Annotated in this window: 21 protein-coding genes; 13 read left to right on the top strand and 8 right to left on the bottom strand. The window is 56.3% G+C overall.

What is annotated here, in order from left to right:
- Position 1 precedes the first annotated feature (1 nt).
- Positions 2–1,870: a putative nucleotidyltransferase substrate binding domain-containing protein gene (locus AACX78_RS14250; RefSeq protein WP_159166612.1), complete on the bottom strand. Its 1,869-nt coding sequence runs from the start codon at positions 1,868–1,870 to the stop codon at positions 2–4.
- Positions 1,871–1,948: 78 nt separating this feature from the next.
- Positions 1,949–3,112, bottom strand: a complete 1,164-nt coding sequence (locus AACX78_RS14245; RefSeq protein WP_159166611.1) for an oligogalacturonate lyase family protein — start codon at positions 3,110–3,112, stop codon at positions 1,949–1,951.
- A 259-nt stretch (positions 3,113–3,371) separates the two neighbouring features.
- On the opposite strand from AACX78_RS14245, the gene kdgR reads away from it, so the two are divergent.
- Positions 3,372–4,166: a DNA-binding transcriptional regulator KdgR gene (kdgR, locus tag AACX78_RS14240; RefSeq protein ID WP_099992911.1), complete on the top strand. Its 795-nt coding sequence runs from the start codon at positions 3,372–3,374 to the stop codon at positions 4,164–4,166.
- 81 nt (positions 4,167–4,247) lie between these two features.
- On the opposite strand, the gene AACX78_RS14235 is transcribed toward kdgR, so the two are convergent.
- The 5 genes from AACX78_RS14235 to AACX78_RS14215 form a co-directional block, all read right to left on the bottom strand.
- Positions 4,248–4,778 (bottom strand): YgjV family protein, encoded by a 531-nt coding sequence (locus AACX78_RS14235; protein ID WP_236556337.1) that lies wholly within the window; start codon positions 4,776–4,778, stop codon positions 4,248–4,250.
- A gap of 51 nt (positions 4,779–4,829) precedes the next feature.
- Positions 4,830–5,591 (bottom strand): 2-dehydro-3-deoxy-D-gluconate 5-dehydrogenase KduD, encoded by a 762-nt coding sequence (gene kduD, locus AACX78_RS14230; protein WP_021140286.1) that lies wholly within the window; start codon positions 5,589–5,591, stop codon positions 4,830–4,832.
- A gap of 80 nt (positions 5,592–5,671) precedes the next feature.
- Entirely contained in the window at positions 5,672–6,508 is an 837-nt protein-coding gene (gene kduI, locus AACX78_RS14225; protein WP_159166610.1) for a 5-dehydro-4-deoxy-D-glucuronate isomerase, read from the bottom strand.
- A gap of 150 nt (positions 6,509–6,658) precedes the next feature.
- Positions 6,659–8,425: a sodium:solute symporter family transporter gene (locus AACX78_RS14220; protein ID WP_159166609.1), complete on the bottom strand. Its 1,767-nt coding sequence runs from the start codon at positions 8,423–8,425 to the stop codon at positions 6,659–6,661.
- A gap of 106 nt (positions 8,426–8,531) precedes the next feature.
- Positions 8,532–10,325, bottom strand: coding sequence for a sodium:solute symporter family transporter (locus tag AACX78_RS14215; RefSeq protein WP_021140283.1), 1,794 nt, complete (start codon positions 10,323–10,325; stop codon positions 8,532–8,534).
- Between the two features lie 399 nt (positions 10,326–10,724).
- Between AACX78_RS14215 and AACX78_RS14210 the strand changes: the two genes are divergently transcribed.
- From AACX78_RS14210 to AACX78_RS14185, 6 genes are all read left to right on the top strand, one after another.
- The gene (locus tag AACX78_RS14210; protein ID WP_159166608.1) at positions 10,725–11,696 is read left to right on the top strand and encodes a sugar kinase; all 972 of its coding nucleotides are present in this window, start codon (positions 10,725–10,727) and stop codon (positions 11,694–11,696) included.
- A complete protein-coding gene (locus AACX78_RS14205) occupies positions 11,680–12,300 on the top strand; it encodes a bifunctional 4-hydroxy-2-oxoglutarate aldolase/2-dehydro-3-deoxy-phosphogluconate aldolase (RefSeq protein ID WP_159166607.1) in 621 nt (206 codons plus the stop codon). The genes AACX78_RS14210 and AACX78_RS14205 overlap by 17 nt, the downstream gene beginning before the upstream one ends.
- Positions 12,301–12,323: 23 nt before the next feature.
- The gene (locus AACX78_RS14200; RefSeq protein WP_159166606.1) at positions 12,324–12,650 is read left to right on the top strand and encodes a cupin domain-containing protein; all 327 of its coding nucleotides are present in this window, start codon (positions 12,324–12,326) and stop codon (positions 12,648–12,650) included.
- A gap of 150 nt (positions 12,651–12,800) precedes the next feature.
- Positions 12,801–13,529: an oligogalacturonate-specific porin KdgM family protein gene (locus AACX78_RS14195; RefSeq protein ID WP_034524122.1), complete on the top strand. Its 729-nt coding sequence runs from the start codon at positions 12,801–12,803 to the stop codon at positions 13,527–13,529.
- Between the two features lie 148 nt (positions 13,530–13,677).
- On the top strand, positions 13,678–15,897 hold the full coding sequence (locus tag AACX78_RS14190; RefSeq protein WP_159166605.1) for a right-handed parallel beta-helix repeat-containing protein: 2,220 nt from the start codon (positions 13,678–13,680) through the stop codon (positions 15,895–15,897).
- A 220-nt stretch (positions 15,898–16,117) separates the two neighbouring features.
- Positions 16,118–17,257: a pectate lyase family protein gene (locus AACX78_RS14185; protein WP_021140277.1), complete on the top strand. Its 1,140-nt coding sequence runs from the start codon at positions 16,118–16,120 to the stop codon at positions 17,255–17,257.
- A gap of 223 nt (positions 17,258–17,480) precedes the next feature.
- Here the strand turns inward: AACX78_RS14185 and alr are convergent, their stop codons facing one another.
- The gene (alr, locus tag AACX78_RS14180) at positions 17,481–18,590 is read right to left on the bottom strand and encodes an alanine racemase (RefSeq protein WP_159166604.1); all 1,110 of its coding nucleotides are present in this window, start codon (positions 18,588–18,590) and stop codon (positions 17,481–17,483) included.
- 1,235 nt (positions 18,591–19,825) lie between these two features.
- Here alr and hybO point away from each other — a divergent pair.
- Genes hybO through hybE form a run of 6 tightly spaced genes read left to right on the top strand, consistent with a single transcriptional unit; the run spans position 19,826 to position 25,921 of the window.
- The gene (gene hybO, locus AACX78_RS14175) at positions 19,826–20,959 is read left to right on the top strand and encodes a hydrogenase 2 small subunit (protein WP_159166603.1); all 1,134 of its coding nucleotides are present in this window, start codon (positions 19,826–19,828) and stop codon (positions 20,957–20,959) included.
- Positions 20,960–20,961: 2 nt separating this feature from the next.
- On the top strand, positions 20,962–22,002 hold the full coding sequence (hybA, locus tag AACX78_RS14170) for a hydrogenase 2 operon protein HybA (RefSeq protein ID WP_159166602.1): 1,041 nt from the start codon (positions 20,962–20,964) through the stop codon (positions 22,000–22,002).
- The gene (hybB, locus tag AACX78_RS14165) at positions 21,995–23,182 is read left to right on the top strand and encodes a Ni/Fe-hydrogenase cytochrome b subunit (RefSeq protein ID WP_113721238.1); all 1,188 of its coding nucleotides are present in this window, start codon (positions 21,995–21,997) and stop codon (positions 23,180–23,182) included. Before hybA ends, hybB begins: the two co-directional genes overlap by 8 nt.
- Positions 23,179–24,882: a hydrogenase 2 large subunit gene (gene hybC, locus AACX78_RS14160; protein WP_159166601.1), complete on the top strand. Its 1,704-nt coding sequence runs from the start codon at positions 23,179–23,181 to the stop codon at positions 24,880–24,882. Before hybB ends, hybC begins: the two co-directional genes overlap by 4 nt.
- The gene (locus AACX78_RS14155) at positions 24,882–25,412 is read left to right on the top strand and encodes a HyaD/HybD family hydrogenase maturation endopeptidase (protein ID WP_159166600.1); all 531 of its coding nucleotides are present in this window, start codon (positions 24,882–24,884) and stop codon (positions 25,410–25,412) included. Before hybC ends, AACX78_RS14155 begins: the two co-directional genes overlap by 1 nt.
- The gene (gene hybE / locus AACX78_RS14150; RefSeq protein WP_159166599.1) at positions 25,394–25,921 is read left to right on the top strand and encodes a hydrogenase-2 assembly chaperone; all 528 of its coding nucleotides are present in this window, start codon (positions 25,394–25,396) and stop codon (positions 25,919–25,921) included. Before AACX78_RS14155 ends, hybE begins: the two co-directional genes overlap by 19 nt.
- The last annotated feature ends 1 nt before the right edge of the window (position 25,922 follow it).

Here is a 25,922-nt window from a genome sequence, read left to right as displayed (position 1 = left end):
CTCACTCTTTGATAAAGCGAAATTTTGCAAAATCCTGCAGCTCGCCAATGATGCGAAAGGCATCTTTCAAGTGCTTGCGTTCGAAGCTGCCAAAGCGATCCGGGTCTATGTGATTGTCGGGTTTGAGGCCTTTCTTCAATGCCATGAGTTGGTGGACAAAGCGCACTTTCATGATGAAGCGATAAGCGCCGATGATATTCTTGTAGCTCTCTTCCGAGAGCTGTTGCTGCTCATGGGCGTGGAGGAAACGCGCCTCTGTGCCGTTATGGGTAGACCCGGCGCTGAGTCCGTAAATCCGGGCGAGATCGATGATCAGGGTCAATGCATAGCGCTTGATATTGAGGACCTTGCTGTTGTCGCCATTTTTCTCCAGTACCAGATTCTTGAAGATACCAAGGGGCGGTTGGGTTGAAATGGCATCCCGGGTCAAGGATCGAATGAACGAAGAGTGTGCCTGCACCAGGGAAAACAGATGGTGCTGCAGTTCATCGCACAACGCCATGTTGCCGTGGATGGCTCGCAGTTCGAGGAAGACGCTGGCATTGAGCAGCTTGTCGTACTCGGGATTGGCTATCCACTTGCGGTAGTACTCTTTCCACACCTTCAGAGGCTGGCACCATTTATGGGCGGCAGCCATGAAATGGCCGGAGCAGAGCGGATAACCACAGGCATCGAGCCCGTTGCAGACATACATCGCCAGGTGATTGAAGTAGATCCTGTCGTTGTCGGTGGCGTCATCCGCCAGAATGAGGGCGCTGTCCTGATCCGAGAGCATATGGACTTCGTTGCGGGCCTGTGAACCGGCTACCACCCAGGCATAGTCGCAAGGGGCCACTCCCAGTCTGGCTTCTCCCATCTGTAGCAGCCGTCGACAATAGGCATCCATGATGAGTGTCATGACGTTGCCTATGCTCTCTCCTGCCACTTCCCCTTCCACCAAGGCTTCAAAGATGGCCTGACGCTCAACCGTCAGGAGCGCCAGAGCCTCCACGGTTTCGCAATACTTGATCTTCTCGATGAGAAATATTGCCTGAACCCTGTGGTTTTGCACCAGATGGGAAGTGGTCAGCAATCCCAGCACCTGCTGCTCTCGCACAATGGGCAGGCCGCGAATATTGTGCTGCATCATCAGGTAGGCGGCTTTCAGGGTCAGCTCGTCCGGATGAATGGTGATGGGGGCCGGTGTCATTATCTCCCGGATAGGGCGACTGGTGGTCAGCCCTTCGGCGATCACCCGCATTGTCATGTCCCGATCCGTGACGATACCCATGATCTCTCCCTGCGCCATCACGACGGCGGTGGAGGAGCGGCAGACCATGCGCATCTCCTGGGCTACTTGCTGAATACTCATGTCGGCATCGACCACGGCTATCTTGCCGCTGTTTACCTCGCTGACCCTGCGCATGAAGAGCCCTTTGTCGTTGTCAGACCAGACGACATTGAGGGCCGATTGCAGGCGCTCCCTGGCCTGGGAGGCGAACAGATTGGCGTATTGCGGATACTCTGCCAACAGTTGTTTCAGTTTGCTGTGGGGGATCTGGTAGAGCAGGGTGTTATCGAGCGCGGTCACGTTGTAACAATCGGCAGGGTTGCCCGGTGTGCTCTCCAAAAACGTGAAGCCGAACAGATCGTCTGGCCCCAGCCGGCCCCTGAGTACGCCATTTTGCATGCGTTGCTCCAGCGACCCGGTACGTACTATATAGAGGTAGCGCTCCGGATCCTCGATGTTGAACGGCAGGCTTTCTCCCTGACCCAGATAACTTATCTTGACGGTACGGGCAACGCAGTGCTGCAACTGAGGGGGCAGCCTGTCGAAGGGATCTATTCTGGCGATGAAGTCGATGATATTGGGCAGCAATGTCTGGGGCATGATGGCGGCCTTATTGGCATGAAGAGAGGGAGGCACCGTGCCGAGGGCGTCTCCAGGCTATGGGGTTGCCCTGGGTGGTCAGACAGGATCTGCTGGCAGGGTAGCCAGGTAGAGGGCCGGTTTGCCATCACAGTCGGAGGTAAACAATACCTGCCGATCGTCCGGGGTAAAAGAGGGGTGTGGATGGGTCACTTGACGATCCCCCTGAAACACCCGCCAGGAGGTGTTATGGGCAGCCAGCTGATAGTAATACCCCTGGCGTACATCGAAAACATAAAGGAAGGGGTCATTGTCGATGGTGTAACCATGGGTATCCTTCACATCCACAGGCGTGCCGGATCCATCCCCCACCAGCAAGGAGCCGTCGTGGTTGCTCATCAGGTGTGAGCAGGCCGGCATAGCCATGACGGGCTCATCCACCCCACTGTCCGGGTTGAAGCGACGAATGATGCGATCCTGTTGTCCCTTGAGATAGGAGACGTACATCAGGTATGAGCCGTCCGGTACCCAGAATTCGTGAGTGCAGCTCTCACCTTCCAGATGGGATCTCACCTTGCGTACGGCCGAACCATCTTCATTGACCAGCCACATGCGGGCATCGACCAGATCGTGGGGCCCCTCATGGCAGAAGGCGACAGTCTGATCATCGAAGGGGCGATAGATGGGGTGTCCAAGCCAGCCTTGCTCCTCATGAATGACCCGGGTCTCTCCGCTGGCGAGATCGACCCGCAGCAGTCGGCAGTGGGGTTTGGTGTGGTAGAAAGAGTGGAACAGGCTCCAGTCGGTGAGCGGGATCCAGTCCGCCTTGGCAATTTCTATCCCCACCAGCTTGGTACAGTCACTGTTTGCCACCCAGGTACCATAGCCGACCCATTGTTCCGGGACCTGATAGACCTGTGTTTCGACCAGGGTATCCAGATCGACTCTCAGCAGATCCCTGCCATTTTTCACGTAATAGAGAGTGCTGTCATCGGGGGAAAGAAAGCCGCCAAAGGTGTTGTCACCGGCCCCCTCTGTCAGTTGGCGGGCCTGGCCACTGGCCAGGTCCAGCAAGTAGTAGTTCCAGTGACCATCAAACTCGCCGGCGAACAGCAGCTGGCTACCGTCATTGGTAAAACATTTCTGGTAGAAGTAGTTGCGGTGACAGGTTACCTCGGGTGGGGTGAGACGGCAGACAGCCGCACCGGTATCCGGATCCAGGTAGTGGTGATAGGTGAGTGAAACGATCGAACCCTTGGCCATATGTTCCTCTTGCTGGTTAGCATCCAAAGCTGGGCCTGTATGCCCATGATGGATAAATTATAGAAACATCGTTTTAATTTTTATTGACGCTGATCACCATAATGAAATGAGAGCGAAGCAACCACAATTAATGTGACAGATATCACAGGGTATGCGTGATCAAAGCATTGTTTTTGTTTATGAATTTTACCCCTTCCTTTGATATGCAAGTCATTTCAAATACAATGAAACAACTAACTCATATTTTTGGAATTTGACTATGTCGGTGATAGATAACTCTCCAGACTCGGTGTCATCCGTCCTCAAGGTGTTTGGCATCTTGCAGGCATTGGGAGAGCAAAAAGAGATAGGGGTGACTGAGCTGTCCCAGCGGATCATGATGTCCAAGAGTACGGTTTACCGCTTTTTGCAGACCATGAAAACCCTGGGCTACGTGACCCAGGAGGGGGAAACGGACAAGTACACCCTCAGCCTCAAGTTGTTTGAACTGGGCGCCAAAGCCCTGGAGCACCAGGATCTGATCCCGATTGCAGATGTCCAGATGCACCGCCTCGGCAAGCTGACCAAGGAGACCCTGCACCTGGGGGCGCTGGATGAAGACAGCATTGTCTATCTGCACAAGATCGATTCCGAATACAACCTGCGGATGTACTCCCGGATTGGCCGCCGTCGCCCGCTCTATAGCACAGGGCTTGGCAAGGTGATGATGGCTTGGCTTGAAGAGAGTGAGGTGCGCGCCATGCTGGCCAGTGTCACCTTCGAACGTTTTACCGAACATACCCTGGCCGATGTGGATGCGCTGCTGATGGAGCTCGCGCTGGTGCGCGAGCAGGGTTATGCCGAGGACAACGAAGAGATGGAACATGGCCTGCGCTGCTTTGCCGTCCCCATTTACAACCGCATGGGGCGGATCATCGCCGGCCTGTCACTCTCTCTGCCGGTGGTGCGCTTCCAGGAGGAGAACAAGCAGGCGCTTGTGGCGCAGCTCCATGGGGCAGCAGCCCGTATCTCCGCCGAGCTTGGCTTTCACGATTACCCTTTCCCTGGTGTGTGATGCTGCCCAGATGAATTAAACATCCGGCCCCTGACGTAAGGGGCCGGATTTTTTGTGGCTGCGGGTGACACATGGTCAGAGCTAGGGGGATGAGGTCTCGGCCAGGCCTGCACGACGCTGGCGATAGAGATGGAAGCTGGTATGGCCGTTGAGCACTATCACCAGGCTTTCCAGCATGATGCCACCCCAGGATCCCAGCCAAAGGTTGTGAGCAAGCCAGCCGATGCTGCTGGCCAGCATGCAGAGGCGAAGGGAGAGACTCTCGAGCCGGAACAGGGCATAGGTAGTGAGGGTGGTGCCCAGCAGCGGCAGCAGTTGCATTGGGTGAGTCAGCTTGGGCAGTACCAGTAGCCAGCTGGTCACCAGAAAGAAGGTCATTACCCCTTTGCCGCGGTAGTAGCCAGATACCAGGGTGCGCACGGCACTGAGGGTGGTGTTGATGGCCGAGGCGGGGGAGCCGAGCAGCAGAAAGTGCATTCCCATCAGCAGACCGTTGAGGGTGAGCTGAGCGCGCAATTGCTTATCCTGACGTTGCAAAAAGGCGCTGGCTCCCATCAGGCAGGCCAGCAGACCGATAAGTTGGGCAAAAAAAGGGTGATCCTGCAACAGCATTATGGGGTGACCGCAAGAGAATAAAAGGCGCCTGACGAGGCGCCCTGAGGGTTAACGGGCGAGCCAGCCGCCATCCACCGCTATGGTGTAGCCATTGATGTAATCGGATGCAGCCGAAGCCAGGAACACGGCCGGCCCCATCATGTCATCCGGGATACCCCAGCGACCGGCGGGAATGCGTTCCAGAATGGCGGCATTGCGATCTTCATCGGCCCGCAGGGCAGTGGTGTTGTTGGTGGCCATATAGCCGGGAGCGATGGCATTGACGTTGATCCCCTGGTTGGCCCATTCGTTGGCCAGCAGTCGGGTGATCCCCATGACACCGCTCTTTGATGCCGTGTAGGAGGGGACACGGATCCCGCCCTGGTAGGAGAGCATGGAGGCGATATTGATGATCTTGCCTCCCTTTCCCTGGGCCAGGAACTGTCTGGCAACGGCCTGGGACATGAAGAAGACGCTCTTGATGTTGATGTTCATCACGTCATCCCAATCCTTTTCACTGAACGAGATGGCATCTTCACGGCGAATGATCCCGGCATTGTTGACCAGGATGTCGACATGACCGAAACGGGAGACGGCCTGATCAACCAGGGCGGGCAGTTGATCTACCTTGCTGACATCGGCCTTCAGGCTCAGGAAGGCACGGCCTGTCGCAGTAACCTTGGCGATGGTATCGGTTGGCTCGACGATATTGATGCCGACGATATCACAGCCCGCCTGGGCCAGCCCCAGGGCCATGCCCTGTCCGAGGCCAGTGTCACAACCTGTCACTATGGCCACTTTGCCTGTCAAATCAAACGTATTGAGAATCATGGTGTTTCCTCTTGGCCACCACAGGTGGCGTTAGTCGTTGTCACGACCTGGCGCTGGCGACGGCGCCCGGTCGCCCTTGATTAGCGCAGATCCTGGACGGCGACATGATCCATGTCGGCAAAGACCTGGTTTTCTCCCACCATGCCCCAGATAAAGGTATAAGCCTGAGTGCCGACCCCTGAGTGGATTGACCAGCTCGGGGAGATCACCGCCTGCTCGTTGTGAACTACCAGATGGCGGGTCTCATCAGGTTTGCCCATCATGTGGAACACGGCACCATCTTCTTTCATGTTGAAGTAGAAATAGACCTCCATGCGGCGTTCATGGGTGTGACAGGGCATGGTGTTCCACAGATTGCCCTCTTCCAGCTGGGTCATCCCCATCAGCAGTTGGCAGGTTGGCAGTACGTCAGGTACCAGATACTTGTAGATGGTACGGCGGTTGCTGGAGAGCGAGTCCCCCAGGGTGACCGGAGAGGCTTCGGCCTGAGTGACCTTGCGGGTCGGGAAGTGGCTGTGAGCAGGAGCGCTGTTGTAATAGAACTTGGCTGGCTGGGCTGCTGTCACGCTGGCAAAACTGAGCTCACGCGCCCCTTGTCCCACATAAAGCGCTTCGGCATGACCTATCTCATAAGTGGTGCCATCGACCACAATCACTCCGGGCCCCCCGATATTGATCAGCCCCAGCTCGCGGCGCTCCAGGAAATAGCCCACACCAAACGCGGTGCCGAGATCGCCTGAGAAGGCCAGCGGAGCCTGGGCAGGCATGATGCCACCGAACACGATCCGGTCGATGTGGCTGTAAGTCATGGTCAGTTCATTGGGAACAAACACCTGCTCAACCAGAAACTCGCGGCGCAGCCCCTGGGTGTCCAGTTGTTTGGCGTGGTCGCTGTGGATACTCTGACGAATTTGCATATTGAACCTCGATTCCAGGCCGTTGCCGGCATTCATGAAGAGGGGTTAAAACCCCTTCGTTGCAGTGACAATATCAAAACAGAAAAATAGGATCAAATTAAAATAAAACATCGTTTTATTTTTTGTGATGCTGGTTGGTTAATTTATGCATTAGTCAGGCGTCCGCTTTTCTCTATGGGGTGCTGACGTGCGGATTAGTCGCATTTCCCGGCGGGCACTGAGATAAAGGCCAATGCCCGCCAGCAGCACCGCCAGTACGATCAGACCATGGAGGTAGTCTGTGGCGAGCCAGATCAGGGGGGATAGCAGGAAGGAGAGCAGCAGTAAGAGGCGGCCGAGCAGCAGGGTCTGGCGTGGATTGCCGAGGGTTATCTCTGACGGCTGCAAAGGCCGCTTCAGGTTGGCAAAAAATCGGGCCACCTGACGAGCCCGCTGAGGTGCATACCCTTTGGGTTGATACCAGAGGCGAGTGAGCAAGAAGAAGCCGCAGGTCACCACAAGATGTGCCAGCACTGTCACGGAAAACGTCAGATCCACAGCCTCTCTGGGGGTGAGTGTCGAGCCACTCAGCCAGGCGGGAAGCTGGGTGGGATGAAAGCCAAGATAGAGACTGGCCGAGACCAGGGTCCCCACCAATACGGTACTCCACCCAGCCCAGTCGGGGGTACGGCGTACTATTACCGCCAGCAGGGCTGGAATAGTCAGCGGCATCTGGATCAAGGAGCTGACCGCCATGACCAGTTCAAAGAAACCGAGCTTGTCTTGCTTCGCGATGGCCCAGGCCAACAAGGTAGCGAGCAAGCCGTTGAGCAGGGTTATCCAGCGTCCCGCCTTGAGTAGTCTGGCTTCACTGTGATGGGGGGCCTGGTAGATGTTGCGAATAAAGATACCGGCATTGCGATTGAGGGCGGTACTCATGGGCGAGATGGTGGCCGCCAGCATGGCGGCCAGCGCCAGCCCCAAGGTGCCGGCTGGCATCATATGGGTGACGAAGTACAGGTAGGCGCCATTGATCGCTTGCTCTCCCAGCTGAGGATAGCTGCTGCCTAGATCCACCCCCTGGCCTGCGCTGAACCAGGGGGGAATGAACCACATTACTGGCCCTATGATGAATAGCACGCCGGCCAGCCGCGCCGCCTTGCGGGCATCCGGTTCGTTGCGAGTGACCAGAAAGCGGTAGCAGCTGTTGGCATTGTTGGTCGAAACCGTCTGTTGCAGCAGCACCATGGCAACCCATCCCAGCAGTAAAGAACTGTGCGGCATCTCGCTCCCGAGCCAGAAATTGCCAGGAAAGTGTGTGATGAGAGGGCCAGGCCCGTCTGCGAGCCAGAGGGCGTAGGCACCAGTGATCAGGGTAATGGCCAGGATCAGCACCAGCTGGATCACATTGGTGGCATTGACGGCCCAGGCGCCGCCGCTGGCGGAGATAAGGGTAATGAACAGACCTGTAACCAACAGGGTAGGAACAATGTCAATGCCGCTGATGGCCGAGATGATATAGGCCAGCCCGTTGAGCCAGATGGCGGCCGTCAAGGTGGAGAGTGGAAACTGCAGCCAGGTAAAGAGGCGTTCAGTAGGGCGGCCAAAGCGCTGGGCAATGACATCCATTGGGGTCTCTACCCTCAACTTGCGGTAGCGGGCAGCGAAGAAGCGGGCGGCAATGAAAAAGCCCAGGGCATTGCCCCAAAAGAGGGCCAGGATGGCGACACCGTCAGTGAATGCCTTGCCTGCTGCCCCGGTGAAGGTCCAGGCTGAAAACTGGGTCATGAAGGCGGTGGCCCCGGCCATCCACCAGGGCATGGCATTGCCTCCGTTGATAAAGTGGTGGCTGTCGAGGGCGAACCGGCGAAACCCGAATGCCGCCAGTACGATAAAGATGAAGTAGCCGATGACGATGGCAAAATCGATGAGCTCCATGGCAGTTGGCCTGCTTGCAGTAAATAGAGAGGAAGGGTGGGCTGGTGGTGAAAACGGAAAAGGGCGCCTTTGGAAAGGCGCCACGGATAACGGTTTGAGGGATGGATCATGAGGCCGAGCGGCTTGCCATACTCGGTTTGAGTATGGGTTTAGCCTGCGGCAAGGCCCCTGCACTGCGTTTGAGCAGGTAACCGACCAGCAGGATTGCGCCCGCACAGGCGGCGAACAGCAGACGACCCCAGAGCGGGTTGGGTACCAGTACCATCAGCATCAGACCGGCGCCCATCATCAAGGTGATATGGCCCAGCTTGCTGCGTTGCAGGCGGTCAAACTCATCCTGCTCATCATCGGCAACCACCGGCGTTTCCAGCGCCACGAAGAAGTCGGCGGTGCGCTGACGCTCTTTTGCCGTGAAGGACTCTTCTTTATAGAAAAGGCTGGTAGCCCAGAAGAAACCACCGGTCAGGATCAGATGAGCAGCTACCGTGATGGTGGTGGTCAACTCGGACAGCTCGCGAGCGGTCAGAGTCACGCCGAACAGGCTGGCGCCCCACTGGGCGGTGAACACATTCATTACCAGCCAGGAGACAAACATGCCGAAGCAGACAGTGCCCCAGGCTGCCCATTTCGGGGTTCTGCGAATGAACATACCAAAGAAGAGCGGCACCAGCATGGGGGATTGCAGCAGGGTGGCGACGCGCATGGTCAGGTCAAACAGGCTCAGTCCCTTGAGCTGGGCAAACAGTTGGGCGATGAGGATTACCAGAATGCCGTTGATCAGTGTAACGCCCTGGCTAAGACGTAGCATGTTGGTCTCGCTCATGGGCTTGTTGCGGCAAATGATCGGTGCCCAGAAGCTGCGCACGAAGATCCCGGCGTTGCGGCACAGTGCCGAATCCATGGAAGACATCGTTGCGGCAAACAGACCGGCTACCAGCAGACCTATGGTGCCCAGAGGCATGTACTTCTCGGCAAACACCAGATAGACAGCATCACTTGCCTTGTTGCCCAGCTCGGCGTGAGCAGCGGCGGCATCCGGCACCATGATGGCCATGGCCCAGGGCGGGATGAACCAGATCAGGGTGCCGCAGATCATCAAGCCCATGGCCAGCAGTGCGGCTTTGCGGGCATTGTTGGAATCCTTGGCGTTGAGGAAGCGATAGGAGTCCTGGATGTTGTTGATGCTCTGCATCTGTTTGACGATGAAGAAGAGGAAAGAACCCACCAGCAGCACCCCATAGTTCATATCCGGCCCCATGATGAAGTCGGTCGGGAACTTGGTGATGATCTCGTCCGGTCCGCCAACGGCAAACAGGGCAACCGCAGCGCAGGCGACCGAGATGACGGCGACCACCAGGGTCTGCACGAAATCACTGGCGACCACCCCCCAGGCACCGCTCAGCATGGAGATAAGCAGTACTGAGAGACCGGTCACCCAGATGGTGGTCGTCATGTCATAGCCAAACACGGCACCGACAAAGATGGCCAGGCCGTTCAACCAGACACCGCCACTGAGGATGCTCAGGGGGATGATGGCCCAGGTAAAAAACTGCTCGTTGGTCTTGCCAAAGCGTTGTTCGATAGCCTCGGTCGGGGTATCCACCCGCATCTGGCGAAAACGATGGCTGAACCACCAGTAAGAGAGGATATAAGCCGCGATATTGCCAAGAAACACAAAGGTAACGGCAAAACCATCGGTAAAAGCCTTGCCCGCCGCACCGGTAAAGGTCCAGGCGGAAAACTGGGTCATGAAGGCGGTCGCCCCCACCATCCACCAGAGCATGCGGCCACCACCACGAAAGTAGTCACTGCTTGATTTGCTCGCCATCTTTTTGAAGGCAACACTGATGAGGATCATCAGTATGAAATAGCCTCCCACCACCAACATATCTATGTTCATAAGTTCACTCACTCATGGCAGTCCAGGGTAATCCTATCCTCATCAGAAAAAAGATGAGTTGCTGACAGGCGCATTTTTCAAAAAACGTTTCAAAAAAACCTTAAACAATTCGATGCTTCATTTTAGAAACGCTGTTCCAAAAAAATAGTGACGTAATTCCCAAAATCCTCACGGTGAAGGTAGCCATGCTGCCAATTGGGAGCTGGATCGTGTTTTGAAAAGGCGGTTCATTTTTCTGTTTGCATAAAAGCCTGCTGTTGTGGCAGCCCCTTTCGATCCTTTACAACAGATGTCAGCGAAGATTTGCGCATTGTCACAAAAAATTGAAATGTAATTTCAATTGTTTTGACTTGGTTGTTTTCAGTCATAAGATGGAAGCACTACCAGAAGGGGGAGCCTATGGCTGTCAAAATTGCCGTGATTGGCGAATGCATGGTTGAGCTGGCGCAGCGCAGCACAGGCATGACGCGTGGTTTTGGAGGGGATACCCTCAATACGGCTGTCTATTTGAGTCGCGTCAATCCGGCGTTGACTGTGCACTACGTAACAGCCCTGGGGACGGACAGCATGAGCCGTGACATGCTGACCCAGTGGCAAAAAGAGGGGATACACACAGATCTGGTGCAGCGCAGGGCAGACAAGTTGCCCGGGCTCTATCTCATCGAAACTGACGGGAGCGGTGAGCGCACCTTTCACTACTGGCGTAGCGATGCCGCAGCCCGTTACTGGTTACAAGGCGATGCGGCCTTGCAGGTATGCCAGCAACTGCCTCAGTTTGATTACCTTTATCTGAGCGGCATCTCACTGGCCATACTGGACGAAGCCGACCGCCACAAGCTGTTCGCCTTGTTGGCCGAATGTCGCGCCGGGGGAACCAGAATCCTGTTTGACAACAACTATCGCCCTCGCCTGTGGCAGAGCCAACATGCGGCACAAGCAGCCTATGGCACCATGCTGGCACTGACCGATATCGCTTTCCTGACACAAGATGATGAAGATGCACTGTGGGGCCTCGCCTCGCCAGAAACCGTGTTGGCACGGACCCGTCAGGCAGGAGTGGGGGAGGTAGTCATCAAGCGGGGAGCCGAGTCATGTCTGATCCTGCAGGGTGATCAGCAATACAGTGTGGCTGCCATACCCCTTGCCAAAGACGCTGTGCGCGATACCACAGCGGCAGGTGACTCCTTCAGCGCCGGTTACCTCGCCATGCGTCTGGCAGGTCAGAGTGCCGTGGCGGCGGCTCATTATGCTCACCAGCTGGCCGGGACTGTGATCCAGTACCCCGGCGCCATCATTCCGGCGGCCGTCATGCCGGTCGCACCTTTGTCTTCTGCCCTATCCAGTGAGGTTCACCATGTCAATATTGCTTGAAAAACTCTCGACCCTGAAAATCATCCCAGTCATCGCGATCAAGGAGGCCGATGACGCCGTGGCCCTGGGCAAGGTGCTGATTGAAAACGGTATGCCCAGTGCCGAGATCACCTTTCGTACCCCGGCGGCAGCCCAGGCCATCGCCCATCTGCGTGAAGCTTACCCTGATATGGTGATTGCAGCGGGAACTGTGCTGACCACGGATCAGGTGGATCAGGCTATTGCTGCCGGGGTTGATTTCATCGTCAGCCCGGGTTTGAACCCGCGTATCGTTCAATATTGTCAGGCCAGAGGGGTAACCATGATCCCGGGGGTAAACAGCCCGAGTCTGGTGGAACAGGCGATGGAGCTGGGGCTGCGCCATCTCAAGTTCTTTCCAGCAGAGGCATCCGGTGGCCTGGCCATGCTCAAGGCCATGAGCGCCGTCTATCCGGTACGCTTCATGCCCACCGGTGGCATTAGCCCGGACAACGTACAGGCTTACCTCTCCCTTGAGTCAGTATTTGCTTGTGGTGGTACCTGGATGGTGCCGACTGATCTCATCGATCGTCGCCAGTGGGACAAGATAGGCGAGCTGGTGAAGGCCGCCGTGGCTGCCTTGTAAACGAAAAAGCAGGATGGAATACCATGTTTGTCATCAATGAAGAGTGTGACCTGGATGATCTGGGGAACGGAGTAAAACGCAAGCTCCTGGCACATGCCGGTGGCCTGATGTCGGTGGAAGTGCATTTTGAGCACGGAGCCGTGGGGCCCTTGCACAACCACCCCCATGAGCAATTGACTTATGTGTTGTCCGGGGTATTTGACTTCACCATAGGGGAAGTGACCCGTCAGGTGCGTGCCGGTGACACCTTGTATAAGCAACCTAATATTATTCATGGCTGTGTTTGTCGCGAGAAGGGGGTATTGCTGGATATATTCACTCCGCAACGGCAAGATTTCTTGAAATCCTGAAGTATGACAAGCCATCCATCACGGATGGCTTTTTAATGAGTTGGTAAAACAAAAAAGAAACACTGTTTTGTTTTTGTGTTCTAGATCTAAAAATTATATTTTCAACTCGGTATTATTATGTTGTAACCAACAATAATCAGCGAGATGACCATGAAACTGACTAGCACCTCCACCCTGTTTACCCTGATCTCTTTACTCGGCGCCGGTTCACTTGGTGCGACCACGCTGGATTATCGTCATGAGTACCTTGATGATACAGAGCAGCATGCCGATCGGGCCCGGGTCTCCCATCGATTTGATAATCAACTGGGTTTTGCCGTGGAAGCAAAATGGGGTTCAAAGGCCAGCACGGGCGAGAGCAATCTATTTGAAAACAACTATGCCAAAGGCCATGAGTTTGAACTCAATTACCAGTACAAGGTTGGCCAAAAACTCACGCTATCGCCCGCCTTCGTGCTTGATTCATCATCTTCTTCAACCACTTACAAAGCACAACTGAAAGGGACTTACCAGCTTACCGACAAGTTGTACGGTGCGGTCAGATACCGTTATGGCTTACAGAACTACACCTCTGTGAGCACAGGTGATCGCCACTTCAATCAGGGTAACTTCCAGCTCGGTTACCAGTTTGGATGGGGCAAGGTTGAATATGATTTTGAATATAAGGATACCAATTACCCAAGCCTGCGCGGCAAGGATAATACCTATTTGCATAATCTGGTGGTACAGGTGCCAGTCAATAAAGAATGGGTACCTTACGTTGAATTAGGATATGTACCTTATCGCAATGATACCAAAGGTGGCTATGAGAGTGGTGCTGTAAAATATGACAATGATTTTCAAGTCCGCTATCGCATGGGTATAAAATATAATTTCTAAATTTCGTCTGTTCTAGTTTTTTCAAAAATATATGTCACCTCTTTCTATAGAGGGGGCGGGCACATCTCTATTTATTCGCCTGCCATATTCCATAAAATATGATTGGATTGAGAAAATGAAAACAAACTATTCAGTGATTTTTTTAAGCATGCTGATGGCCTCTGCTGCGTCTGCGCAAACGGATGCCTGGTTTTACAAGGCATTTGGCCAGTCCACTGACAGCAATTTTTCCAGCAATGTGCTGCCAGCCAAAGTCGGTGTCAATCAGGTTAGCCGCAGCGAGGGAGAAGCGCCGCTGCGGGCCGATGTCGCCTATCCCTTGCCTGCCTCTTTCATACTGGAGAGCCGAGGCGGCAAGCTGGCCAATTCCCATGATGGAATGACGGTGTTTTATCAGGCCATCCCGGTTGATCGGGCTTTCGTCTTGCAGGCGGAAGTGAGCGTCTCGCAGTTCGGCCCTGAAAACGGCAAGACGCCCAATGGGCAGGAGGGGGTCGGGCTCTTTGTCAGGGACAGCCTGGGACCCCAGCGCAAGGTACCGCAACCCCTCGGCCATGAGGAGTTTCCCCATGCGGCGAATATGGTGCTCAATGCCGTGCAGACGCACAACAAGAGTGACGACAATCGCGTTGACCTGGTGTCAGTGGCGCGCCAAGGGGTGGTCAATCCTTGGGGTAACGAAGGGGTGAAGGTGGAGCGTATCCCTTATCAGAAGGGGGTCTCCCTCGATGATGGGCACTTCCTGCTGCGCCTTGAACGCAAACAAGGAGTGTTTGAGCTGACCTGGTCGACACCGGATGGGCAACGGCAGGCCGTGCAGCGGGTGGTCGATAAACCGGGTCTGCTCGACAGCCAGGATCCTCGCCACGCCTATCTGGGATTTTTTGCCGCCCGCAACGCCAAGGTGCGTTTTGACAATGCCAGTCTGACATTGGGGGGCCCCATCGCCATGGTGGATGAGCCGAGTGCACCCGCAGCAGCTCAGTCACCTCTGCTGGAGATAGCCTCCGCCACCAACAGCTCCCAGCTCTCCTATCTGCTGCAAGTGCGCAGCAATCTGGCGGGGACCTTGCAAGTGGCGGGGCAAACAGTGACGCTGCAAGCGGGCCGTTTCAGCCAGTTGCCGTTGGTGTTGGCAGAGGGAGAAAATCTGCTGCAGCTGACATTTACGCCGGCCAGCCAGCCTGTCGCTACTGCAGTAGAACAAACGGTACAACAAATCGTCATCACCAGAGCGCCGGCCCGGGTTGCGGATGTTCGCCACATTTATGTCTCCCCAACGGGGCAAGCTGACAATGCGGGTACCCGTACCGCACCTGTGGATCTGGCCACTGCCCTTGAGCAGTTGGTTCCGGGCGGCACCATAGTGCTGGCAGATGGCCATTATCCGGGGATGACACTTGCAGCCGAGCAGAGTGGCCTGCCGGGAGAGCCCAAGCGGCTGGTGGCCGAGCATCGCCATCGGGCAATCTTTACCGGCCAGACATCGCAACTCAATGCCAGCTTCTGGCATCTGGATGGTCTGGTGTTTGATGGCAACCCCGATGGCGCCAAGGCCGAGCACGATCCTGCCTTCTTGCGGGTGGCGGGCAGCCATAATCGGCTTGAGCGTTTGATTGCTCGCAACAATGCCGACACTGGCGTCTGGATCACCGGCAATGGTGTGTATGGTCAGGCCAGCCTGTGGCCTGCATACAACCAAGTCATCAACAGTGATTCTTACAATAACCGCGATGAATCCGGGATCAATGCCGATGGGTTTGCCGCCAAGCTGGGCGTGGGGCCGGGTAACTTGTTCAAGGGCTGTGTGGCTCACAACAATGCAGATGATGGCTGGGATCTGTTCAACAAGATTGAAGATGGCCCCAATCAAGCCGTGACCATTATCAACAGCGTGGCTTATGGCAACGGGCTGCCGTTCGGGCATCCGGCTCCGGCAGGCACCATAGGGAACGGATTCAAGCTGGGGGGAGAAGGGCAACCGGTTGCCCACCAGATTTACGGCTCCCTCTCGGTGCGCAACAACATGGACGGATTTACCGATAACTTCAATACGGGGGCGCTACTTCTCAAGGGGAATATTGCCCTGGATAATGCCCGTTATAACTACATCATGCGCGACAACCCCTATGGGACTGGACAGCATAAGGTCACCTTCATGGATAATGTGTCACTGCATTATCGCCAGCAAGGGAAATATGCCGATTATCTGGGCAACCAGGTCGTCAAGCCGTGGCATGCGCCCGAACCGATGGACAAGCACCAGCAGATATTACTGGCCAGATCTCTTGAGGATATGGCTACGCTCGAGCGCGACGGTGTCGGAAATTTGATCATGCCATGGGCTGTGTCACCCTCATCGAAATGATCATGTTGGGGAACGTTAATAAGGGATTGATATCTTCCCGTTATTGGGTGGGTGACGAAGGTCTCGCCACCCACCAACAGACGTAAATGCATTGAATATATACCTGATGATTATGTCATCTGATATTTATGGCGGCCTTGTCTATTGGGGCTGTCTGTTTCCCCCTCACGGAACCTGGGTGAGGCTTTTACTGTGCTATTTTTCAATTGAAGGAATAAATATGAAAAAGACCCTCGTCTGTTCAGGCGTAGCCGCAGTGCTGGCATTGTTCACCATGCCTGCTTACAGCGCCGCACTCTTGATTGCCAAGGCTACCGAGGTTGCGCCCAAGTCGGGGTGGGCCGGATATGATGCTGGCACCACGGGTGGTAGCAAGGCAACCAGTGCCAACATCTATCAGGTCAGGAACAAGCAGCAACTGGTGGATGCCATCAAGAATGGGGGCGACAGTGCCAAGATCATCCAGGTGATAGGCACCCTGGATATCAGTGAGGGGGCCCCGTATCGTTCCGTTGCAGATCAGAAGAGCCGTAGCCAGATCCCGCTCACTGCCAATACCACTCTGATCGGCACAGATAAAAACGCCAAAATTGTCAACGGCAGCCTGGTGGTCAGCAAGGTAAACAATGTCATCATCCGCAACCTGTATCTGGAAACACCGGTGGATGTGGCACCAAAATTTGAGAGTGGTGATGGCTGGAATGCCGAATGGGATAGCCTCACCATTTCGGAATCAGAACATGTGTGGGTCGATCACGTTACTTTTTCCGATGGCAGCTTTACCGATGATCAATATGGCAAGAAAGATGGCTGGAAATACGTGCAGCACGACGGCATGCTGGATATCAAAAAAGGTTCTGACTATATCACCGTCTCTCACTCCCATTTCAATCAGCATGACAAGACAATGTTGATTGGTCATAGCGACAGTAATAAAAGCCAGGATGCAGGGAAATTACGCGTCACCCTTCACAATAACTTATTTGAAGACGTGACTCAGCGGGTACCCAGAGTGCGGTTTGGTCGTGTCCATGCCTATAACAACCTCTACTTGGGGGATATCACCCGTCCTGTTTATCCCTACCTCTACAGCTTTGGCATTGGTAAGGAGGGGGGCGTGCTCTCCGAGAAAAACTATTTCTCCGTCAATGGTGCAACCGATGGTTGCGAGTTGGTGAAAAGCTTCACCGGTACCCTGTTCAAAGACAGTGGTTCTGTATTGAACAATGCTGGCATGACCTTGTCGGGAAAATGCAGCTTCTCCAGTGCTCTGCCCCAACCCCCCTATAGCTACAACCCGGTGGAGCCTGGCAAGTTGCCAAATCTGGTCAAGGCCAACGCCGGGGTCGGCAAGATCTAGTCGCTTTGGGCTGGGCACAGCTTGTCTGCCGTTACTTTGAGCGCTGACGGGATGAGCGTTGTCGCTCATTCTGGCGACAAAGCTGGTGAGCTTGTACGGCCAACAGCCAGATCCCGGGCAAGCAGATTGCCCGGGATGTTTTTTCATGCAGGCCTGTCTCGGCGGCGGGCTGAACTGATGCAACCGCAGGACGAGGCGAGTGCTGGTCACATAGGAAGAGGGCTCAAGCCCCTGACAGCGACAATGCCCGATCGCATTGATGGGTGAGCTTGATAAAGACCCGGGAAGTGAGTCGGGTCAGGAGCTCATAGGGGATGGTTCCTATCTTTTCTGCCACCTGCTCCACCGGCAGGCCATCCCCCCACAGGATCACCTCATCCCCCGTCTTGTCACCGGCACCGGGCCCAAGATCGACCGTGATCATGTCCATGGACACTCGCCCCACTATGGGGACCTGCCGACCATTGATGAGCACAGGGGTTCCCTGAGGTGCCATGCGTGGATATCCATCCCCATAGCCGACCGCAACCACGCCCAGAGTGGTGTCATGATGGGCCACCCAATGGCCGCCATATCCTACCGACTCCCCTTGCTCGCACGGTCTGATGGCGATGAGCTGGCTCCTGAGGGTCATGACGGGACGCAAATCATGATCGGATGCCAGCTGTCCGCCAAAGGGGGAGGCGCCATAGAGCATGATACCCGGCCTTATCCAGTCGCTGCGAGAGTCTGGCCAGGCCAGGATCCCCGCCGAGTTGGCCATGGCTCTCTCGCCCTGCATCCGGGCTGTGAGTGCATTGAACTCCTCGATCTGCTGCGGGGTGGCTTGGCTGTCCTGCTCGTCGGACTGGCTGAAATGGGTCATGAGATGAAAGGGCTGCACCACGTTCTTGCAGTTGGCCAGCCGCTCGACAAAGGCGGGAATATCCTGCGCCCTGAGCCCCAACCGGTTCATTCCCGTATCAAGCTTGAGCCAGACGGTGATCGGTGTCGGCAGGTCGGCCTGCTCAAGCAGTGCCAGCTGATCCCAGGTATGAATGGTGGTCTGTAAGCCGTGAGCTGCCAGCAGGAGGAGTGCCTTTGCCGAGAAGAATCCACCCAGCACCAGAATGGGCTTGGTGATGGCGTTTGCCCGCAGAACCAGCGCCTCTTCGATCCGCGCCACCCCATAGGCATCCGCCTGAGACAGGGTATTGGCGACTTGCAACAGACCATGTCCATATGCGTTGGCTTTGAGCACGGCGATGATCTTGCTGTGGGGAGCATGGCGCCGCACAACGGCAAAATTATGGTGCAGTGCATCCACATCGATGCTGGCAGTAACAGTATTCATGATGGGTTATTTCTTCCATGAAAATGAAGATGGATATTGCCGGCAGCACAATAAGCATGGCGTGTTTGGCAAACGTCATTCAGTCATCGCACTCCTTGTGCGATTAAAGATTTACAATGTCATTTTAATATCTAATTGGCATAGGCATTATCTTTATATTCAGCCATGTGCTGACGAGCCAATACCTATTTTAAAAATAAACCCTCACTGGTATATGGATATAAAATATCGGCCAGTTTGTCTGAGCCCCCCATGGTGAACGGCTTCAATACAGGTAGCGACTTTGTAGGGGGCATGGTCACTACACTGTTAGCACATACACCTGCTTATGTGGTAATTATGTTACCAGTCGTACTTGTAATGGTAAATAGTGTATGATGAATAATCGTTTTTTGACAAAATCATGGCATTTTCATCTGCCAATGTTTTTTGGCTGGTGATTTCTATCGCGTTTCCTTGTCGGGGAATTATTTCTGTCTGCAGCCAGGAAACGAATTGCTCCCGGAGGATCGCAAGGGGACATAGCGACAAGAGAAAAATCCACAGTGGTTTCCCTCTCTTTTCCATTATCTCTGTATGCCTGATATGAGAAACCCCGTGTTGATGAGCGATGATATGTCGCTGGTATTTGGAACTGGGCAATAGGTACAAGCAGGGCCTCCGAGGCAATGATGAAGGCTCTCGTATGAGTTATTTGTTGGCGTGCTTATGATACGGTGTCGCCATTGGAGGAGCCTGCGCAGCAAGTGGATGACCCTTTTGAGGCTCTTCGTGTCAGCTTCTCATGTCTGTCGATTAAATACCTGGCCATATGATAGCGCGTCTTATTGGTACCTCCGTTCGCTTCGGTAATATTTCATTTACATTAAATAAAGGTGTATCTGGTAGCGGTGTTTATTTTCACCGGGATTACTCAGTGTCAGTAACACCTGCATGGGACAATTTGTGTGATCAGATATCCGCTCTGAATATTTAGCATCGAGAATTAATGCGTAATTTTAATGTTGTTAATTAAATTACAGCATTAATTACCCCCTTATGGGTATTTGTGCGTGCCGATGCTGGAATAGTTAAGAGTTTGCTACATATGGTTTTTTTGATTAATGGTGATGGGTTTTATATTTTGGTAATGCCCTGTGGCTTGATAAAGATCAACACGTGAGGAGAGGGGAGTCCTTAGCATTTCCGTCATTAAGCATTTACCAAACAAGTGCTCATTAACGGGAATAAGAAGAATGGTCGAGGATAATTTTTTATCGGCTCATGGAATTAATCGCCGTGACTTTATGAAATTGTGCGCCGGGATGGCCGCAACCCTGGGTCTAAGCCAGAATGCTGTGGCCAAGATGGCTACTGCGCTCACCAGCCCCGAACGGCCGCCGGTGATCTGGATAGGGGCGCAGGAGTGTACCGGCTGTACCGAGTCGCTGCTGCGCGCCACCCACCCCACCATCGAAAATCTGATCCTCAATACCATTTCGCTGGAGTATCACGAGGTGCTCTCGGCGGCCTTTGGTCATCAGGCGGAAGAAAACAAGCACAACGCCATCAAGCGTTATAAAGGCAAGTACGTGCTGGTGGTGGATGGCTCTATTCCTCTCAAAGATGGCGGCGTCTACTGCATGGTGGCAGGTGAGCCCATCGTCGACCATATTCGACGCGCCGCGGAGGATGCTGCCGCCGTCATCGCCATCGGCTCCTGCTCCGCCTGGGGCGGCGTGCCTGCCAGCGGCGGCAACCCGACCGGTGCCGTCAGTCTGGAAGAGGCGCTGGGCAATATCGGTACTCCCATCATCAATATCCCGGGTTGCCCGCCCAATCCCCACAACTTCCTCACCACGGTCGCTTACTACATCACCTATGGCAAGCTGCCGGCGCTGGATAGCAAGAAGCGTCCGCTGTTTGCCTATGAGCGGCTGATCCACGAGAACTGCGAGCGTCGTCCGCACTTCGACGCGGGCCGTTTTGCCAAGGAGTTTGGTGATGAGGGCCACCGTCAAGGCTGGTGTCTCTACCATCTGGGCTGCAAGGGGCCGGAGACCTACGGCAACTGCTCGACCCTGGAGTTTTGCGATGTGGGCGGCGGCATCTGGCCGGTCGGCATCGGTCACCCCTGTTATGGCTGTAACGAGCAGGGGGTGGGTTTCAGCAAGGGGATCTTCCAGCTGGCCAAGGTCGAGAACCCGACCCCGCGGGTGGATAAACCCGATGTGAAGATCCAGGAGGGGGGCTATACCTCGCCCACAGCCACGGGTCTCATCGGGGGAGCACTCGGGGTGCTGGTGGGGGTAAGTCTGATGACGGTGCGTGAACTCGGCCGCCAGCAGAAGCGCCACGAAGCGGGGCAGCACCCATCACGGGAGGAGTAACCGTGAACAGACGCAATTTTCTCAAATTCGCCTCTGCCAGTGCACTGGCGGCAGGGGCAAGCGTGCCTGGCACTGCGCTGGCGGCGGCCAAGAACAAGCCGCCCATTCCCGGGTCGCTCGGCATGCTCTACGACTCCACCCTCTGCGTCGGCTGTCAGGCCTGCGTGGCGGAGTGCCAGCGTTTGAATGGCAACCCGTCCAATCCGGAGGGAGCACAGACCTGGTCCACCAACGACAAGCTGACGCCCTACACCAACAACATCATTCAGGTGTGGAAGAGCGGCACGGGTGAGCATAAGGATCAGCTGGTGGATGGCTATGCCTACATCAAGAAGCAGTGCATGCACTGCGTCGATCCCAACTGCGTCTCGGTCTGTCCGGTGCAGGCTCTTACAAAAGATCCCAAGACCGGCATAGTCCACTACGACCCGAGTGTCTGTACCGGTTGCCGCTATTGCATGGTGGGCTGCCCGTTCGATGTGCCCAAATATGACTACGACAACCCCCTCGGGGCCATCCACAAGTGCGAACTCTGCAACCAGAAAGGGCTTGAGCGGATCACTCAGGGCAAGCTGCCCGGTTGTGTCGAGGTGTGCCCGACCGGCGCCGTGATTTTTGGCACCCGCGAGGATCTGATGGCCGAGGCCAAGCGCCGCCTGCTGGCGAGCCCCGGCAGCGAATACGCCTATCCGCGCCAGACCCTTACCGCCAACGACCCTTATCTGCATGAAGTGCCGAGCTACCAGCCTTACGTCTATGGCGAGAAGGAGGGAGGCGGTACCCAGGTACTGGTGCTGGCCGGGGTGCCCTATACCAAGCTCGACATGCCCGACCTGCCGGAGCTCTCCTCCGGTGCTCGTTCCGAGCATATCCAGCACACCCTCTACAAGGGGATGGTGCTGCCCATGGTGGTGCTGACCGGTCTCTCCGTGCTCATTCGTCGCAACAGCAAGCAGAACGGTCACGATCACCATCAAGGCGATGGCCATGATCTGGGCTCGGGCAAGCAGGGCCATGAAAAGGGAGGCAAGGATCATGAGTAATCACAAGGCGTATCCCCTTGGCGGCAAGCTGGTCAGCTGGCCTGTGCTGGTGCTGGCCCCCTTTGCCGTGCTGTGCGGCATGCTGATCCTCAAACGTCTCTTCTTCGGGCTGGGCTCGGTCACCGATCTCAACGGGGGTTATCCCTGGGGGTTGTGGATCTCCTTTGACCTGCTGATCGGTACCGGTTTCGCCTGCGGCGGCTGGGCATTGGCCTGGGCGGTTTACGTGTTCAACCGGGGCGAGTATCACCCCCTGGTGCGACCGGCGCTCTTGGCCAGTCTGTTCGGCTATTCGCTGGGGGGCCTCTCCATCACCATAGACGTGGGGCGTTACTGGAACCTGCCGTACTTCTACCTGCCCGGCCACTTTAACACCTCCTCTGTGCTGTTCGAGACGGCGGTCTGCATGACCATCTATATCGGGGTGATGGCGCTGGAGTTCGCGCCCGTGCTGCTGGAAAAGTTTGGCTGGAAGGCGTCACTCATTCGCCTCAACAAGATCATGTTCTTCGTGCTGGCGCTGGGTGCCCTGCTGCCCACCATGCACCAGTCCTCCATGGGCTCCCTGATGATAGTGGCGGGGGAGAAGATACATCCGCTCTGGCAAAGCTATGAGCTGCTGCCGGTTTTCTCCTTGCTGACCGCCTTCATCATGGGCTTCTCCATCGTGGTGTTCGAGGGATCCCTGGTGCAGGCGGGGCTGGCGGGGCGGGGTCCCAACGAGAAGTCGCTGTTCTACAAGCTGACCCAGGTGATCGATATCTTCCTGATCCTGTTTGTGGCGCTGCGCTTTGCCGAGATCGTCATCAATGACAAGTCGGCCTATCTCTCCGAGTTCAATCGCTTCTCTATCATGTTCTGGAGCGAGATTGCGCTGATGATCTTCCCGCTGCTGGTGTTCCACTGGGACAAGAGCCGCCGGGATTCCCGCATGTTGTTCCTGGGGGCCCTCAGCATGCTGCTGGGCGCGGCCCTCTGGCGACTGGATTACTCCCTGCTCGCCTTCAATCCCGGCAATGGCTACCACTACTTCCCCTCCGCGGAGGAGGTACTGATCTCCCTGGGTTTCGTCGCCATTGAGGTGTGTGCCTATTTGCTGTTGATCCGGCTCTTGCCGGTACTGCCATCACTTGAACGTGTTCACCAAGATTATCAGGCCCGAGGGAAAGCCAACGTATGAGCCAACGTATCACCATAGACCCCATCACCCGCATTGAGGGGCACCTGCGTATCGACTGCGAGATCGAAGGCGGCATAGTCACCAAGGCCTGGTCGTCCGGCACCATGTGGCGCGGTATGGAGGAGATTGTCAAAGGGCAAGACCCGCGCGATGCCTGGATGATAGTGCAGCGGATCTGCGGGGTATGCACCTCCATCCATGCCATCGCCTCGGTGCGGGCGGTGGAGAACGCCATCGGTGCCAAGGTGCCGGTCAATGCCCAGTTCATCCGCAACCTCATCATCGCGGCCCACAACATCCACGATCACATCGTCCACTTCTACCAGCTCTCCGCGCTGGACTGGGTGGACATCACGGCGGCGCTTAAGGCTAACCCGCAAAAGGCGGCGGACATCCTCAAAGGGGTGTCGACTTGGTCCCTCAACAGCGCCGAAGAGCTGACCAAGGTGCAGGACAAGACCCGCGCCCTGGTGGCGAGCGGCCAGCTCGGCATCTTTGCCAACGGTTACTGGGGTCACAAGGAGATGAAGCTGAGCCCGGAGGTGAACCTCATCGCCGTGGCTCACTACCTGCAGGCGCTGGAGTGCCAGCGCGATGCCAACCGCATCGTCGCCATCCTGGGTGGCAAGACGCCCCACATCCAGAACCTGGCGGTGGGCGGGGTGGCCAACCCCATCAACCTGGATGCGCCAAGCGTGCTCAACCTGGAACGGCTGCTCTATGTGAAGAGCTTTATTGACCGGCTCGGCGAGTTCATCGAGCAGGTCTACAAGGTGGATGCAGCCATCATAGCCGCGCACTACCCCGAGTGGCTGGCGCTGGGGCAGGGGGCCAAGCACTATCTGAGCGTGCCCGAACTCCCCACCGACGCCGACGGTGGCAGCTTCCTGATGCCGGGTGGCTACATCGAGAATGGCAATCTTGCGGGTTATCGCCCCATAGAGAGCCATCAGGATGGCTGGCTGATGGACGGCATTGCCGAGAGCAACAAGCACGCCTGGTACAAGGATGATGAGCCTCTCAAGCCCTGGGAGGGCAAGACCGAACCCAACTACACCGGCTGGCAGGATGATGGCAAATACTCCTGGGTCAAATCCCCTACCTTCTACGGCAAGGTGGTGGAGGTGGGGCCGCTCGCAGACCTCTTGGTGAAACTGGCTGCCAAGCACCCGGAGACGGTGGCGCACTTCGATCAGCTGAACGGCATCTACAAGGCACTCACCGGCTCTGCCATCAAGACCGAACAGCTGCACTCCACCATGGGGCGCATTATCGGCCGCGCGGTGCGCTGCTGCGTGCTGAAAGACACCCTGGCGCACCAGTGGAAGGCGCTGGTGGACAACATCGGCAAGGGGGATTTCACCGCCTACATCAAGGCCGAGATCCCGGCGGACAAGGAGTTTCGCGGGGTGGGTTTTGAAGAGGCCCCGCGCGGCATGCTCTCCCACTGGATCGTCATCAAGGAGGGCAAGATCGCCAACTATCAGGCGGTGGTGCCATCGACCTGGAACTCGGGCCCGCGCAACTTCAATGACGAGCCCGGCCCTTACGAGCAGGCGCTGGTGGGCACGCCGGTGGCGGATCCGGCCAAACCGCTGGAGGTGGTGCGCACCATCCACTCGTTCGACCCCTGCATGTCCTGCGCGGTGCACGTGGTGGATACCCAGAATGGCGAAGTGACCCAGGTGAAGGTGCTGTGATGAACACCCTGATCCTGGGAGTGGGCAACCTCTTGCTGAGTGATGAGGCGGTGGGTGTGCGCCTCGTCGAGGCGCTGGGGCGCGAATACCGTTTCGCCCCCGGCATCGAGCTGCTCGACGGCGGTACCGCCGGCATGGAGCTGCTGGAAGCCATGGCCAGTCGCGATCACATCATTCTGGCGGATGCGGTGCGCAGCGGTAATCCGCCGGGCACAGTGGTGACCCTGAAGGATGAGGAGGTCCCGACCCTGTTTGGCCGCAAGATCTCGCCGCACCAGCTGGGGCTGGCGGACGTGCTCTCGGCGCTGCACATGACGGGGGAGTCGCCAAAGCGGCTCACTCTGATCGGCATAGAGCCTGAATCTCTCGAACCCCGCATCGGCCTCACCCCGCTAGTGGCGGCCGCGATGGGGGAGGCGAAGGATCGGATTTTGACCCTGCTGGCCAGCGTTGGCGCCCCCGCAATGCCGCTTTCCGAACAGGAAAAGGCAAAACAAGAGCAGGAGGGCCTATGGCGCAGTCCCATTTGAGCGAGGCTGACGCCGTACAGGAATGCGTGCAGGAGTTCATCGGTTTTGCCAGCAATCCTGCGCCGCTGCTGGTGGCCCAGTACGAACGGATCGCCCTGGAAGAGATGCAAGGACTGCCCTTCTATCACGCCACCATGCCCATAGTGGCCGAGTGCGTGTTGTTTGAAGAGCAGTGGCTCGGCTGCGTGCTCACCCCCTGGATGCTGAGCCTGGTGGTGCTGCCGGGGCCGGATCAACGGTGGCCGGTGCGCAGCAGCAGCGATCGGCTCGCTCTGCAGCTCCCCTGCGGCAACATGACCTTTATGGTGGGTGAATTGCCCGAGACGGGACAGCTGCTGGCCTGCTCTCTGATGTCGCCGCTCGATCCCCATCTCGGGGCCGAGGAGGGGCGCTTGCTGGTGAGCAGCACCCTCAAAATGCTGCACTCCTTGCCGTTGCAGCAAGGGGCTGGCGGCGTAGATCTGGGGCGCAGACGGCTGTTTGGTGCTCGTCGTGGCCAACCGGCATAGC

Source organism: Aeromonas sp. 9A, assembly GCF_963900955.1.
Classification (GTDB): domain Bacteria; phylum Pseudomonadota; class Gammaproteobacteria; order Enterobacterales; family Aeromonadaceae; genus Aeromonas; species Aeromonas salmonicida.
This window is presented reverse-complemented; position numbering and strand designations above follow the sequence as displayed.

Excerpts from the sequence above, each read along its gene's own strand:
- AACX78_RS14205 (WP_159166607.1), top strand. The coding sequence starts at position 11,680 with ATGTCAATATTGCTTGAAAAACTCTCGACCCTGAAAATCATCCCAGTC.
- AACX78_RS14210 (WP_159166608.1), top strand. The coding sequence starts at position 10,725 with ATGGCTGTCAAAATTGCCGTGATTGGCGAATGCATGGTTGAGCTGGCG.
- AACX78_RS14185 (WP_021140277.1), top strand. The coding sequence starts at position 16,118 with ATGAAAAAGACCCTCGTCTGTTCAGGCGTAGCCGCAGTGCTGGCATTG.
- kduI (WP_159166610.1), bottom strand. The coding sequence starts at position 6,508 with ATGCAAATTCGTCAGAGTATCCACAGCGACCACGCCAAACAACTGGAC.
- kdgR (WP_099992911.1), top strand. The coding sequence starts at position 3,372 with ATGTCGGTGATAGATAACTCTCCAGACTCGGTGTCATCCGTCCTCAAG.
- hybO (WP_159166603.1), top strand. The coding sequence starts at position 19,826 with ATGGTCGAGGATAATTTTTTATCGGCTCATGGAATTAATCGCCGTGAC.
- AACX78_RS14235 (WP_236556337.1), bottom strand. The coding sequence starts at position 4,778 with ATGCTGTTGCAGGATCACCCTTTTTTTGCCCAACTTATCGGTCTGCTG.
- hybE (WP_159166599.1), top strand. The coding sequence starts at position 25,394 with ATGGCGCAGTCCCATTTGAGCGAGGCTGACGCCGTACAGGAATGCGTG.
- AACX78_RS14190 (WP_159166605.1), top strand. The coding sequence starts at position 13,678 with ATGCTGATGGCCTCTGCTGCGTCTGCGCAAACGGATGCCTGGTTTTAC.
- hybB (WP_113721238.1), top strand. The coding sequence starts at position 21,995 with ATGAGTAATCACAAGGCGTATCCCCTTGGCGGCAAGCTGGTCAGCTGG.
- AACX78_RS14200 (WP_159166606.1), top strand. The coding sequence starts at position 12,324 with ATGTTTGTCATCAATGAAGAGTGTGACCTGGATGATCTGGGGAACGGA.
- AACX78_RS14250 (WP_159166612.1), bottom strand. The coding sequence starts at position 1,870 with ATGCCCCAGACATTGCTGCCCAATATCATCGACTTCATCGCCAGAATA.
- AACX78_RS14155 (WP_159166600.1), top strand. The coding sequence starts at position 24,882 with ATGAACACCCTGATCCTGGGAGTGGGCAACCTCTTGCTGAGTGATGAG.
- hybC (WP_159166601.1), top strand. The coding sequence starts at position 23,179 with ATGAGCCAACGTATCACCATAGACCCCATCACCCGCATTGAGGGGCAC.
- kduD (WP_021140286.1), bottom strand. The coding sequence starts at position 5,591 with ATGATTCTCAATACGTTTGATTTGACAGGCAAAGTGGCCATAGTGACA.
- AACX78_RS14215 (WP_021140283.1), bottom strand. The coding sequence starts at position 10,325 with ATGAACATAGATATGTTGGTGGTGGGAGGCTATTTCATACTGATGATC.
- AACX78_RS14245 (WP_159166611.1), bottom strand. The coding sequence starts at position 3,112 with ATGGCCAAGGGTTCGATCGTTTCACTCACCTATCACCACTACCTGGAT.
- AACX78_RS14195 (WP_034524122.1), top strand. The coding sequence starts at position 12,801 with ATGAAACTGACTAGCACCTCCACCCTGTTTACCCTGATCTCTTTACTC.
- alr (WP_159166604.1), bottom strand. The coding sequence starts at position 18,590 with ATGAATACTGTTACTGCCAGCATCGATGTGGATGCACTGCACCATAAT.
- AACX78_RS14220 (WP_159166609.1), bottom strand. The coding sequence starts at position 8,425 with ATGGAGCTCATCGATTTTGCCATCGTCATCGGCTACTTCATCTTTATC.